Genomic DNA, 12,859 nt, shown 5'->3' with positions numbered 1-12,859 from the left:
TCGATGGTATTGGCATTCTCATTTTTTGCAAGTACCGTATTCACTGATGAACGATCCGATACAGACCTCGTCCGGCATCCCGCTCTCGCCGGTCTACGGACCGGCGGACCGAGCCGCCGAACCGCCCGCACCGGGCGGCTACCCCTTCACGCGCGGCAACTTCGCCTCCGGTTATCGGGGGCGGCTGTGGACGTTTCGCCAGTACTCCGGATTCGGCACGGCGGAAGAGTCCAATCGTCGCTACCGCTACCTCCTCGACCAGGGCGGAACCGGATTGTCGGTTGCCCTGGATCTACCGACCCAATGCGGTTACGACTCCGACGATCCGGAGGTGACCGAGGAGGTCGGTCGAGTCGGCGTCGCGGTGGACACCCTCGCCGACGCCGAAGTCCTCTTCGACGGCATGCCGCTGGACAAGATCAGCACCAGCTTCACGATCAACGGCACCGCCGCGATCTTGCTGGCGTTCTACGTGGCGGCGGCCGAGAAGAAGGGCGTGCCTCGCGAAAAGCTCACCGGCACGATCCAGAACGACATTCTCAAGGAGTACGCCTCGCGCGGCACCTGGATCTGGCCGCCGGAACCGTCGCTGCGGCTGATCGCCGACACCATCGAATTCTGTGCTGCCGAGGTGCCGAGGTTCAACGCGATCTCGGTGGCGGGCGCGCACTTTCGCGACGCGGGCGCCAACGCCGTGCAGGAGATGGCGTTCACCCTCGCCGACGGCGTCACCTACTGCGACACCGTGCTCGAACGCGGCCGGATGACGATCGACCAGTTCGCCCCGCAGATCTCCTTCTTCTTCTACACCCACGGTGACTTCTTCGAGGAGATCGCCAAATACCGTGCGGGACGCAGACGGTGGGCCACGATCGTGCGCGAGCGCTACGGGGCCACCACCGACAAGGCGTCGATGTTCCGCTTCGGGTGTGTCGCCGGCGGTGCCTCGCTGTACGCGCCGCAGGCGCAGAACAACCTGGTCCGGGTGGCCTACGAGTCGATGGCCTCGGTGCTGGGCGGGGTGCAGTCGATGTTCACCGCGGCCTGGGACGAGCCCTTCGCGCTGCCGAGCGAGGAGTCCGCCACGCTCGCACTGCGCACCCAGCAGATCCTCGCCTACGAAACCGGGGTCACCCGGGTCGCCGACCCGCTGGGCGGTTCCTACTTCGTCGAGGCGCTCACCGACGCGACCGAGGCTCGCATCATCGAGATCATGGACGATCTCGAGCGGCACGGCGGCATGGTCCGTTCGATCGAGGACGGCTACCTGCAGGGCCTGATCGCCGATGAGGCCTACCAGCTCCACAAAGACGTCGAGGCGGGCACCCGGCCGGTCGTCGGGGTGAACCGGTTCGTCTCCGACGAGCCCGCACCAGAGATCGCGACCTACGAACTCGATGCGCAGGGCCGTGACCTGCAGCTGAAACGGCTCGCCAGGGTCAAGGCCGAACGCGATGGCGTGGCTGTCCGGTCCTGTCTCACCGCCTTGTCCACGGCCGCCGAAGGAAATGAGAATCTGATGCACTACCTGATCGACTGCGCGAACGCGTACTGCACGGTGGGGGAGATGACCGCCGCGCTCAAGAGCGTGTGGGGCGAGTTCCAGCAGCCGGTGGTGTTCTGATGACCGCTCGCGTGCTGGTCGCCAAACCCGGTCTCGACGGCCATGATCGCGGGGCCAAGATCGTCGCCCGCGCGCTGCGCGACGCCGGGTTCGAAGTGGTCTTCACCGGCATCCGTCAACGCATCGAGGACATCGTGTCGATCGCGCTGCAGGAGGATGTCGCCGTCGTCGGGCTGAGCATTCTCTCGGGTGCGCACGTGTCGCTGACCACGCGCACCGTCGAGGCGCTGCGGGCGGCCGGCGCGGGCGATATCGCCGTCATCGTCGGCGGCACCATTCCGCAGTCCGATGTCGCGCGGCTGCTCGAAGTCGGAGCGTCGGCGGTGTTCCCGACCGGCACCTCGCTCGACACCCTTGTCACCGAGATCCGGGCGCTCACGAATACCCCGTCCCCGACCTGAGGGTCGAGTCGGTCGCAGCGGCGTCGACCATCGTGGTCACGCGAAAAGTAGTGGAAGACGGAGGAATTCGTGCGTATCGGAGTGATGATCGGGCCCGAGAAGGGTGATGCGGCCCGCAAATTGTCGCGGATGCTCGACGACATCGCGTGGGCCGAATCGGCCGGACTGGACACCGCGTGGATACCCCAGATCCCGACCGACTTCGACGCGTTGATCACCATCGCGTTGATGGGACAGGCGACCACCCGGATCGAGTTGGGTACCGCGGTGGTACCGCTACAGGCCCAGCACCCCATCGCCCTTGCCCGGCAGGCGCTGTCGGCGCAGGCCGCGGCGGGCGGACGGCTGGCGCTGGGTATCGGTCCCTCACACCACTGGATCGTGGCCGACATGCTCGGGCTGCCCTACGACAAGCCGGCCGCCTACACCGCGGACTACCTCGAGGTGCTCAACGCGGGATTGCGCGGGCCCGGCACGGTGGACGTCGAGAACTCGACCTTCACGGTGCACAATCCGCTCGACCTCGGGCCGGTGGCTCCGGTGCCGGTGCTGATCGCCGCGCTCGGTCCGGTGATGTTGCGCATCGCGGGCGAGCAGGCCGACGGGACCATTCTCTGGATGGCCGACGAACGCGCGGTGGGGGGCCACGTCGTCCCGCGGATCACGAAGGCGGCGGCCGAGGCGGGCCGTCCCGCGCCGCGCGTGGTCGCGGGTCTCCCGGTCTGCCTGTGTCGTCCCTCCGAAGTCGAAGAGGCCAAGGCGCGGGCGAATCGCATTCTCGGCGAAGCCGAGGTCTCGCCGAATTATCAGCGACTGCTCGAAACCGGCGACGCTCGCGACATCGGCGATATCTGCCTCGCCGGTGACGAGAGCGCCATCGCCGCGGGGCTGCGCCGGTACGGCGACGCCGGGGCCACCGATCTGTCGGTGCGACTGCTGCCGATCGGCGACACCCGCGACGAGCTGGTCGCCTCCAAACGGCGCACCAGGGAGATGATCGCCTCCCTGGCAAAGGACTTACGGTGATCGGGGCGCGGAGCGAGCGCGTCGGGTCAACGGGTGGGCGCGTCGAGCCGGGCGCGACCGAAGGGCCGCTGTCGGGCATTCGGATACTCGAGGTGGGCACCATGCTCGCCGGTCCGTACGCCACCATGATGCTCGCCGATCTCGGCGCCGGGGTCACCAAGCTGGAACCGGCGGGCGGCGACATCTCACGGCAGGTGGGCGACAGCTATTTCGCCAGCCTCAATCGGGGCAAACGCAGCATCAGCATCGACCTGACCACCGAGCAGGGCCAGGACCAGCTCGGCGCGCTGGTGACGAACGCGCATGCGCTGCTGGTGAATTTGAAGCCGTCGGCGATCCACCGGCTCGGCCTGACCTATGCGGCGTTGCGGCGGTGGAACGAGCGCATCGTCTGTGTGGCGATCACCGGGTTCGGCTTGGACGCCGGTGACGACCCGGCCTTCGACTACGTCATCCAGGCGGCCACCGGCATCGCGGCGCTCACCGGGGACCCGGCGGGCCCGCCGACGCTGCCCGGCTACTCCTCGGCCGACAACTCCACCGGCTTGACCGCGGCGCTGGGCCTGCTCGCGAAGATCGTGTCCGGTGTCGGCGGCCAGGTGGAGGTGTCGCTGCGCGATGTCATGCTCTCACAACTGAACTACCACGCCTCGGCCTATCTCAACGACGGCAAGGCACCGCTGCGTCGCCCGTTCGGCGCGCATACGTATTACGTTCCCGCGCAGATCTTTCCGACGGCCGACGGATACCTGGCGCTGTTCATCACCCATGACGGTTTCTGGCAGCGCTTCGCCGAGGAGGCGGCGGTCACGGGATTCGCCACCATGGCCGAGCGGGCGGGTCGGCGCGAGGAGGTGCTCGCCGTCGTCACCACCGCGCTCGCGGCGGACACCGCGGTGGGCTGGGAATCGCGGCTGCGACCGCTGGGCATCCCGGCGGCCGCTGTCCGGACTCTGCCCGAGGCGTTGGAGGCCACGCCGGAAGTGCTGGTACACGCGGGGCCACATCGACTGGTGGGCAGTCCGATTCGGATCGCCGGGTATGAGCCCGCGTACGGTCCGCCACCCCGCTTGGGCGAGCACAACGACTGAACACCCGCCGAACTCGGAGATTCTTGGAGCCAGGGGGAGCCGGACCCCGGGACCTGGACAGGTCCCGGGGTCCGTCGTCGCTACTCGTAGCGGACGGTGGTCTCGGCCGTGTCGGGGATCGCCTGGCAGGTGAGCACATAACCCTCGGCCACCTCGTCGTCGGTGAGCGCGTCGTTGACGCGCATCGTCGCCGAACCATGGGTGAGCACGGCCATGCAGGTCGCGCAGTTGCCCGATTCGCAGGAGAACGGCGGGGTGAGGCCGCCGCGTCGCGCGCTTTCCAGCAGCGTCTCGCCCGCATTACGCGGCACCGTCACCTTCTTGCGGCCGAGGATGACCGTGACCGTGCCCGCCGTGTCGGCGGGGGGCGCCGGTGTGGCAGGTTCCGGCTCGATCCCGGTTATCGGTTCGGCCGTGGGGATCGGTTGGGCCGCGCCGAATCGCTCGCTGTAGACGGCGCCCGGCCCCGGCAGGGCGGTCTCCACCATCGCCATGAACGCCTCCGGCCCGCAGATGTAGCTGTCGCCCACGGTGTCGGCGCCGACGAAAGCGCGGACGGTAGCGGGATCGAGCAACCCGCTGTCGGCATCCAGATGCCGGAGCACCTCGAGCCGAGTGGGATAGCGCGCGACCAGATCGTCGAGGGTCGCGTCGAAGATCGCCGACGCCCGGTCGCGATCGACACAGAGCAGGCGCACCCGCCGATCGGTCGTTGCCAGCGCGCTCTTGGCCAGCGAGAGGACCGGGGTGATGCCACTGCCGCCGGAGAAGCCGAGCAGTGGACGTTCGCTCTCGCGCAGACAGAATTTGCCTGCCGGCCTGCTCATCTCGACCACGTCGCCTTCGCCGAGATTGTCGATCAGCCAGTTCGACACCCGGCCGCCGACGACCCGTTTGACCGTCGTCATGAGCTCGGCGTCGGTTTCGGGCGCGCTCGACATGGAGTACGACCGGAACAGCTCGACGCCGTCGACCCGCACCCGGAATGTGCAGAACTGGCCGGCCAGGTAGGACACCGGGCCCTCGTGTGGAGCGAGCACGAAGGTGCGGGCATCGGCTGTCTCCTTGATGATCCGGGTCACCGTCGCGCGTTGGAACAGGGGAGTTCTCGCCATGGACCGGCTCCTTCTGGTATGAAGATTCTTATGGAAAGAGAATACTATTCTCTCTCGCAAGATGGGATCTTCTCAATCCCGGCCGCGGAGGCGAGATGAACGACCGGATCGCACTCAGTTTCGACGATCGGCACTACACACTCACCGAGTTGGACGGGCTGACCGCGGGCCTGGCCGAGACCTTGGCCGATCGCGGTGTGCGCCAGGGGGATCGGGTGGCGCTGATGGCGTCGAACCGACCGGAATTCGTGCTCGCGGTGCGCGCGATCTGGCTGGCGGGCGGCGCGGTTGTGCTCATCAGCCCGGCGTGGAAGCGTGGTGATGTCGAGCACGCGCTGGCTGTCACCCGGCCTGCCTTCGCCGTCGGCGACCAACCGGTGCTGGCGGAGTTGATGCCGATGCTCTCACTCGACGCACCGATCACGCCCGGCGCCGCTACCTTCCCCGTGCCCGTGGCACAGGACGACGCGGTGCTCGTGTTCAGCTCGGGCACAACGGGATTGCCGAAAGCCGTCCGCCACACCCACGCGTCCTTCGCGGCCGCGGTGGAACACTGGCGGGTGGCGCTCGGCTTCACCGGCGACGATCGGATTCAGATCGCCACCCCGCCCTCGCACATCCTCGGGCTGCTCAATATCGTGCTGGCGCTGCGCACCGGTGCCTGGATGCGCCTGCATCGCCGGTTCGACCTGGACCGGATGCTGCACCACATCGAGGCCGACCGGATCACCGTGGAGATGGCGGTGGCGCCGATCGCGCTCGCGATCGCGTCTCATCCCGACCTCGAGTCCTACGACCTGTCCTCGCTGCGCTACATCATGTGGGGCGCGACGCCGGTGACACCGAGCGTCGCCGAGACCGTCACGCGCCGTACCGGAGTCGCGTGGGTGCCCGCCTACGGTGCCAGTGAGCTTCCGGTCATCGCGTGCAATCCGCTCGACGGCGCGCGCTTGGACAGCGTGGGCCGCCCGGTGGCCGGCGTCGAAGTCCGGGTGGTCTCGACGACCACCGGCGACGAAGTCGAGACCGGCGAGACGGGCGAGATCCAAGCTCGCTCTCCGTCGTCGATGGCCGGGTACCTGCCCGACGACGCGACCGAGGCGGCCTACGCCGACGGCTGGTACCGCACCGGCGATGTCGGCTATCTCGACGACGACGGTTGGTTGCGGCTGACCGACCGGCTCAAGGAGATGATCAAGGTGCGCGGTTTCCAAGTGGCGCCCGCCGAGGTGGAAGCCGTTCTGCACGGACACCCGGCGGTCGCCGACTGCGCGGTGTTCGGCGTCCCCGATCCCGCCGACGGCGAGACGATCGTCGCCGCCGTCGCGACCGCGGAACCGGTCGATGCCGAGGAACTGATCGCCCTGGTCGGCACCCGTCTCGCCTCCTACAAACGGCCGCGCCGAGTGGTGTTCGTGCCCGAAATCCCGCGCCTGCCCTCCGGCAAGGTGCTGCGCCGAGTACTGAAGGAGCGTCATGGACGTTCGTCTGACCTCTGAACAGCGGCAGCTGCGCGACGCCGCTGCCAAACTGGCCGACGACCTCGGCCCCGGCTCGGTCAACGACCTGGCCGACGAACAGCGGATCGCGCGGCTCGAGCAGACGGTCGCGAGCACCGGCTGGCGCGCCCTGCGCTCCGACGGCGCCTCCGGCGTCGAAGTGGCCATCGTCGCCGAGGAATTCGGCCGCGGGCTGGTCGACGTGCCGTTCCTGGGTCCGCTCCTCGCCGACGACCTCTGGTCGGCCCCCGAATCGGTACCGCACTGGACCGTCGCCGTCGACGACCGCGCGATCGACGCGCGAGGCGCCCGGCGCGCCCTGATCGTGCGGGGCGAGTCGATGCTGGCCAGCTCGGTCGCCACCGCCTCGACCGGCGCCGATCAGACCCGGGCCGAGGCCGCGCTCACCGGCGTTCCGAAACTGCTGGGCGAACTGTCCACGGCGCAGGTCACCCAGTGGCGAGCGCTCGCGCTCGTGGCCACCTGCGCCGATCTGGTCGGCACCGCGCGCGGCGCGCACGCACTGGCCACCGATTACGCGAAAGTCCGTGCGCAATACGGCAAGACGATCGGCTCCTATCAGGCCGTCGCCCATCTGCTCGCGGAGGGTCTCGCGCTGATCGAGGGTTCGGTGAGCGTGCTGCGGCACGCGGCGTGGGCCGTGGACGCGCTCGACCCCGAGCGAGCCGTGCAGGCGGCCGTGATCGCCAAACTCTACTGCGCCAGAGCGGCACTGACCGTGTGCGAGACCGCGGTGCAGGTGCACGGCGGGATCGGCAACACCTGGGAGTGCCTGGCGCATCTGTATCTACGGCGGACGCTGACGTCCACCGAGCTGTTCCCCACGAGCCTGGAGGAGATCGACCGTGGACTTTCGTGATTCGCCGGAGGAAGCCGCGTTCCGAGAACGCCTGCGCGAGTGGCTGTCCGGTGTCGCGGGTCAGTTCCCGACCTCGGGGGACGAGTACTGGGCCAAGCAAGGTGAATGGCACCGAGCCCTACACGAAGCCGGGTTCTTCGGGCTGTCGTGGCCGCGAGAACACGGCGGCCACGAACTGCCCCCGGTCTACGACGTCATCCTCGACGAGGAACTCGCTCTGGCCGGCGCACCGCCGCGACCCAGCCTCGGTTACCTGATCCAGGGCCTGGGCAGGCACGCGAGCAAGGAACTACAACAACGCTTCCTGCCCGGCATGATCGACGGGACACAGCGCTGGTGCCAGGGGTTCAGCGAACCGGACGCAGGCTCGGACCTGGCCGCGCTGCGGACCACGGCCACCCGCGACGGCGACTTCTATGTGCTCCAGGGGCACAAGATCTGGACGAGCTATTCCGATGTCGCGGACTGGTGTCTGCTGCTGGCCCGCACCGACTCCGAAGTGCCACGGCACAAGGGCATCTCGGCCTTTGTGGTGTCGATGAAGCAACCCGGCGTGCAGCAGCGACCGCTGCGGATGATGAGCGGGATCACCACCGAATTCGGGCAGGTGCACTTCGACGGCGCCCGCGTGCCCGCCGATCAGATGGTCGGATCGCCCGGTGACGGGTGGGCCTTGGCGATGACGGTGGTCGGGCACGAACGCGAGCCGTCGACGCTCGGCTACGCCGCGCGATACGGCAAGCTCGTGCGGCAACTGGCGGCCAGGACCTCGGGTCCGCTGCCCGCCGACCTGGCCTGGGCCGCGGTGCAGACCGAGATGTTGCGCCTGCACGTGCGCCGACGACTGTCCGAACAGCTCGACGGTGTCTCGCACGGGCCAGAGGGCTCGCTCGACAAATTGCTCATGACCTGGGTGGAGCAGTCGGTCGGCCACGCGGCCCTGACGGTCGGCGGCACCCGCGATCCCGAACTGCTCAGCGCCTACCTCTACAGCCGCGCGCAGAGCGTCATGGGCGGGACATCACAGATTCAGAAGAACATCATCGCCTCGCGCATTCTCGGATTGGGAGCATGACCATGTACGACCTGCCTGCCGAAATCGACGTTCGCGCCGAGGGCCCGCTGCGGATCATCACGCTGAATCGGCCCGACGCGCTCAACGCGGTCAACGATGACCTGCACACCGGACTCGCGCACCTGTGGCCGCGACTGAGCGAGGACCGCGAGGCCCGCGTCGCGGTGCTCACCGGTAGCGGCAAAGCCTTCTCGGCCGGTGGCGACTTCGGCTATCTGGCCGAGCTGAGCCGCGACGCGGATCTACGCGCCAAGACGATCGCGCACGGTCGCGACATCGTGCTCGGCATGGCGCGCTGCCGGATTCCGGTGATCGCGGCGGTCAACGGTCCCGCCGTCGGCCTCGGGTGCAGCCTGGTCTCGCTCAGCGACATCGTCTACATCGCCGAGACGGCCTACCTCGCCGACCCGCACGTGCAGGTGGGCCTGGTCGCCGCCGACGGTGGCCCGCTCACCTGGCCGCTGCACACCAGCCTGCTCTTCGCCAAGGAGTACGCGCTCACCGGCGCGCGTATCCCGGCCGAACGGGCCAGGGAGATGGGCCTGGTCAACCACGTCGTCGCCGATCCGATGGCGGAGGCGCTGGACTGCGCGAAGCGCATTCTGGAGTTGCCCAGGCAGGCGGTGGAAAGCACCAAGCGGCTGCTCAATCTGCACCTGGAACGGGCGGTACTGGCCAGTCTCGACTACGCGACGACCGCCGAGGACCTGTCGTTCCAGACGGCGGATTTCCAGGCCACCATCGAGCGACTCACCGCGGGAAAGAAGTAGTCGGCCGAGGTGTCGGGGGAGTGGCCGATGAACAGTCCACTGTCGAACGACATCACCGAATTGATCGCCACGGCGCGCGCGGGCTCCATCCGCGCCGCCGGGCGGCTGTTGAGTCTGGTCGAGAGCCCGCAGCGCGAACACGTGCTCGCGCAGCTCGAGTCCGTCCCGGTGCGGGTGATCGGGGTGACCGGGCCGCCGGGGGCGGGTAAGTCCACCACCATCGCGGTGCTGGTCGCGGGCTATCGCGCGCGCGGGCTGCGGGTGGCGGTGCTCGCCGTCGACCCGTCCTCGCCCTACTCCGGGGGTGCGCTCCTGGGCGACCGCATCCGAATGTCGGCGCATATCAACGACTCCGGCGTCTTGATCCGCTCGGTCGCCACCCGCGGGCACCTCGGCGGGCTCGCCGCCGCCGTGCCCGCGGCGATCCGGCTGCTCGGCGCGCTCGGCTACGGCCTGATCCTGTTGGAGACGGTCGGCGTCGGGCAGTCCGAGATCGAGATCGCCGCGGTCGCCGATCCGACCGTCGTCATTCTCAATCCCGGTGCGGGCGACGCGATTCAGGCCGCCAAGGCCGGTCTGCTCGAGGTCGCCGACATCCTGGTCGTGAACAAGGCCGACCGCGCCGGCGCCGCGCAGACCGCGCGGGAACTGCACATCGAGACCGGGCTGCCGATCCTGACGCTGGTCGCCTCTCGCGGCACCGGAGTCGAGGAGCTGATCGAGGCGATCGAGACGCACCATCGGTCCGATACCCCGGCGCGTGGCGCTGCCCGCGCGCGGGCGCAGATCCTGTCGCTGGCGCAGTCGCGGCTGCGCGGTCACTCCGGTCTGGCCGACCTCGCCGCCGCCGTGGCCGCCGGTCGCCGTGACCCCTACACCGCGGCGGAACAGTTACTGGCCGAGGCGAGCGCCGTCCCGGCCGTCGACCCGTCGCGGTGAGGATGCTCGCCGCGACGGGTCGGGGTGCTCACCCGCGCTGCGCTGCCGGTGCCGTCGAGGCGGCCTGTGCCGAAACAGACTGGGCCGCCTCGGAATCGAACCGCACGAGCGCTTCCTGCGCGAACGAGGCGACGAGTTCACCCGCCGCGGTGAGTACGTCACCACGGCCGAAGCACCGTCCATGCGCCACCACTGGACTGTGCTGGCGCAGCAGCAGCCAGTCGTCGGTGCGGAACGGGCGATGGAACCACAGGGTGTGCGCGGTGACGGCGGAGGTGAACGCGGTGCCGTTGCCCCGCTGGCTCACCCCGTCGAACGGACGCAGCGCGGTGCCGATGAGGTTCAGATCAGTGGCGTAGGCGGTCAGCGCGGGGGCGAGTTCGGGGGCGACCGCCGGTGTTCGCATCCAGAACTCGTACTCCGGCGGTGCGGCCGCGGTGGAGTTCAGATCGTCGAACGCGCGGGTTTCCCAGGGCAGCAGGTCGAAGGTGACCCGGTACTCGGGCGCGAGAAGCGCGGCGACGTCGTCGACATGCTGGGCCTGCGGGCCGTCCTCGGCGACATGCATCGACACCGCGGCACTGGCGACCACGCGTGTGGATTGCCTGGCCAGGATCGACAGCGTGGCGAAGGACCGGCCCTGGTGCTGGCTGGATACCTCGTACCGGACCGGCTCGTCGTAGCTGCCTTCCCTGGCGAACAGGGTGTGGACGGACTTGACCTGCTTGTCCGGACAGGCGAGTTCGGCTGCGCGGACGAACTGCCCGAGGATCTGGCCGCCGAAGAGCCTGCGGTAGTTCAACGGCAGATTGGGACCTTCGAAAACAGTCGGCGGCTCACCGGGAACCGTGGTGCCGGGGGCGTTTTCAGGTGCGACGGTGCCTTCGGTTGCGGCAGTGCTCCCGGTGAGCGGTGACACGCGGAGATCGAGGCTCGCGAGCAGATTGTTCCAAAGATCGGCCATGCCCGAATTGTAATTCATCTTCTACCACTATGAGAATTATATTCTCAGCGCGCCGGTGACGCCGGATGCGCAGAAGTCCCAGACTTCCTCGGCGGTGACCGGGCGCATCGTCGAATCATCCTGGGCGCCACTGGACTGGGCGGTGAACATGACGGTCTGCATCGTCATGGCGGCGACCCGGCGTGGATTCAGACCGGGCCGCAGCGTGCCCGCCGACGCCGCGTCGGTCACCAGGTCGACGAACAGCGACAGCAGCGGCGCGTGCGCGACTTTCACGTGGGCGGGATGGGTGACCAGCAGTCGCGGTGCGAAATCGGTGAACAGTGGGTGGCGGTCGCTCGGATCGGAGCGGCACAGCGAGAACAGCAGCCGCACCGCGACCCCGAGTCGCGCCAACGGGTCGGCCTCGCCCGCGGCAGCGTCGCGGATCTGCTCGGCCGTGCGCAGCAGCGCGTCTTCGAAGAGCGCGAGCAGCAGCTCGTGCTTGCCGTCGAACTGCAGGTAGAAGCTACGCAGCGACTGACGTGACCGCTCGACCACTTCCTGCACGGTGAAGTCCGTACTGCCGTTCTCGGAGATGATCGCCTGTGCCGCGTCGAGGAAACGCTGGACCCGCTGCTCGGCCCGCTGCCGGGTGGACTTGATCGAGCGTTCCACCGCACGTTGTTTCCAGGCGGGCTCCACGCGCTCACTCATAGCTGCACCAGTCGTGCGGCCGAACCCGCGGCACGCACGGTCGCGCCCGCCTCGCGGATGAGTTCGCGCGAACTGCCGAGCAATCCGTCGAGGACCAGGACCCGCCGGATGTGGCGATGCAGATCGTGTTCCGCGGTGAAGCCGATGCCGCCGAGGGTCTGCTGGCAGTGCCGGGCGGTCGTCAGCGCGGCCCGGCCCGCGGCGGCTTTGGCGAGCAGGCACCCGAGGTCGTCGGCGGCGGCCACGAGGGTCGCTTCGGCGCCTTCGACGGCGACCAGGGTTTCGGCGAGTCGGTGCCGGATGGCCTGGAACGAGGCCACCGGACGACCGAACTGGACGCGGTCGACGGCATGGGTGCGGGCAAGGGTGAGCATCGCCCGGCTCGCGCCGGTCAGCCACCAGCCCAGCGCCCGACGGCCCGCGGCGAGCGGGATCTCGGCGCCCGTCGATATCTGCCGGATCGACAGCTCGGCGTCGAGGAGCGTCGAGTCCGGAAGGGATGAGCCGTTGTGTTCCCACTGAACCCAGGTGCCCCCGGCGAAGGGGAGGGGGACGGGCCCGTCGGCAGGCCGACCGGCGGCGGCATGGATGACGTCGTTGAGCAGTGGGGCGTGCGCACCGGTCTCACCGAGTAGCCGGAAAACCAGGGGCACAGTGGAATCGGGCGCCTCGACGAGCATGTCGTGCCAACCCAGCTCGGTGAGCGCGGTGTAGAGGTCGGCACCTGAGGCGTCCCGCATCGTCTTGCGCAAGGTCTGAGCCAACAGGTCGAGTTCGGC

At 68.8% G+C, this 12,859-nt stretch carries 13 protein-coding genes; 9 read left to right on the top strand and 4 right to left on the bottom strand.

The features are described from left to right. Window positions 1-46: 46 nt before the first annotated feature. The 4 genes from OHS03_RS13090 to OHS03_RS13075 all read left to right on the top strand — a co-directional run bounded on the left by OHS03_RS13090 (window position 47) and on the right by OHS03_RS13075 (window position 4,142). Complete coding sequence (locus OHS03_RS13090) at window positions 47-1,624, top strand: methylmalonyl-CoA mutase family protein (protein ID WP_328662974.1); 1,578 nt, start codon at window positions 47-49, stop codon at window positions 1,622-1,624. After that, the gene (locus OHS03_RS13085; RefSeq protein ID WP_056809230.1) at window positions 1,624-2,025 is read left to right on the top strand and encodes a cobalamin B12-binding domain-containing protein; all 402 of its coding nucleotides are present in this window, start codon (window positions 1,624-1,626) and stop codon (window positions 2,023-2,025) included. The genes OHS03_RS13090 and OHS03_RS13085 overlap by 1 nt, the downstream gene beginning before the upstream one ends. A gap of 69 nt (window positions 2,026-2,094) precedes the next feature. Further along, window positions 2,095-3,051, top strand: a complete 957-nt coding sequence (locus tag OHS03_RS13080; protein ID WP_328662973.1) for an LLM class F420-dependent oxidoreductase — start codon at window positions 2,095-2,097, stop codon at window positions 3,049-3,051. A 68-nt stretch (window positions 3,052-3,119) separates the two neighbouring features. Further along, window positions 3,120-4,142: a CaiB/BaiF CoA transferase family protein gene (locus tag OHS03_RS13075; protein ID WP_328664213.1), complete on the top strand. Its 1,023-nt coding sequence runs from the start codon at window positions 3,120-3,122 to the stop codon at window positions 4,140-4,142. An 80-nt stretch (window positions 4,143-4,222) separates the two neighbouring features. On the opposite strand, the gene OHS03_RS13070 is transcribed toward OHS03_RS13075, so the two are convergent. After that, window positions 4,223-5,257 carry a 2Fe-2S iron-sulfur cluster-binding protein gene (locus tag OHS03_RS13070; protein WP_328662972.1) on the bottom strand — a complete coding sequence of 345 codons (1,035 nt, stop codon included), beginning with the start codon at window positions 5,255-5,257 and terminating at the stop codon, window positions 4,223-4,225. A gap of 95 nt (window positions 5,258-5,352) precedes the next feature. On the opposite strand from OHS03_RS13070, the gene OHS03_RS13065 reads away from it, so the two are divergent. Genes OHS03_RS13065 through OHS03_RS13045 form a run of 5 tightly spaced genes read left to right on the top strand, consistent with a single transcriptional unit; the run spans window position 5,353 to window position 10,420 of the window. Beyond that, window positions 5,353-6,756, top strand: a complete 1,404-nt coding sequence (locus OHS03_RS13065; RefSeq protein ID WP_328662971.1) for a class I adenylate-forming enzyme family protein — start codon at window positions 5,353-5,355, stop codon at window positions 6,754-6,756. Beyond that, window positions 6,734-7,636, top strand: a complete 903-nt coding sequence (locus OHS03_RS13060) for an acyl-CoA dehydrogenase family protein (protein WP_328662970.1) — start codon at window positions 6,734-6,736, stop codon at window positions 7,634-7,636. Before OHS03_RS13065 ends, OHS03_RS13060 begins: the two co-directional genes overlap by 23 nt. Continuing rightward, the gene (locus OHS03_RS13055) at window positions 7,623-8,711 is read left to right on the top strand and encodes an acyl-CoA dehydrogenase family protein (RefSeq protein WP_328662969.1); all 1,089 of its coding nucleotides are present in this window, start codon (window positions 7,623-7,625) and stop codon (window positions 8,709-8,711) included. The genes OHS03_RS13060 and OHS03_RS13055 overlap by 14 nt, the downstream gene beginning before the upstream one ends. A gap of 2 nt (window positions 8,712-8,713) precedes the next feature. Then, window positions 8,714-9,481, top strand: a complete 768-nt coding sequence (locus OHS03_RS13050; protein ID WP_328664210.1) for an enoyl-CoA hydratase/isomerase family protein — start codon at window positions 8,714-8,716, stop codon at window positions 9,479-9,481. 27 nt (window positions 9,482-9,508) lie between these two features. After that, complete coding sequence (locus tag OHS03_RS13045; protein ID WP_328662968.1) at window positions 9,509-10,420, top strand: ArgK/MeaB family GTPase; 912 nt, start codon at window positions 9,509-9,511, stop codon at window positions 10,418-10,420. A 28-nt stretch (window positions 10,421-10,448) separates the two neighbouring features. On the opposite strand, the gene OHS03_RS13040 is transcribed toward OHS03_RS13045, so the two are convergent. The 3 genes from OHS03_RS13040 to OHS03_RS13030 are packed head-to-tail and all read right to left on the bottom strand — an operon-like array spanning window position 10,449 to window position 12,820. Next, a complete protein-coding gene (locus tag OHS03_RS13040) occupies window positions 10,449-11,384 on the bottom strand; it encodes an acyl-CoA thioesterase (protein WP_328662967.1) in 936 nt (311 codons plus the stop codon). A 36-nt stretch (window positions 11,385-11,420) separates the two neighbouring features. Further along, window positions 11,421-12,080, bottom strand: coding sequence for a TetR/AcrR family transcriptional regulator (locus OHS03_RS13035; RefSeq protein WP_328662966.1), 660 nt, complete (start codon window positions 12,078-12,080; stop codon window positions 11,421-11,423). Further along, window positions 12,077-12,820 carry an acyl-CoA dehydrogenase family protein gene (locus OHS03_RS13030; RefSeq protein ID WP_328664208.1) on the bottom strand — a complete coding sequence of 248 codons (744 nt, stop codon included), beginning with the start codon at window positions 12,818-12,820 and terminating at the stop codon, window positions 12,077-12,079. The genes OHS03_RS13035 and OHS03_RS13030 overlap by 4 nt, the downstream gene beginning before the upstream one ends. Window positions 12,821-12,859: the final 39 nt, after the last annotated feature.

Source organism: Nocardia salmonicida, from assembly GCF_036142455.1.
In the GTDB taxonomy this organism is placed as follows: Bacteria; Actinomycetota; Actinomycetes; order Mycobacteriales; family Mycobacteriaceae; genus Nocardia; species Nocardia salmonicida.
This window is presented reverse-complemented; position numbering and strand designations above follow the sequence as displayed.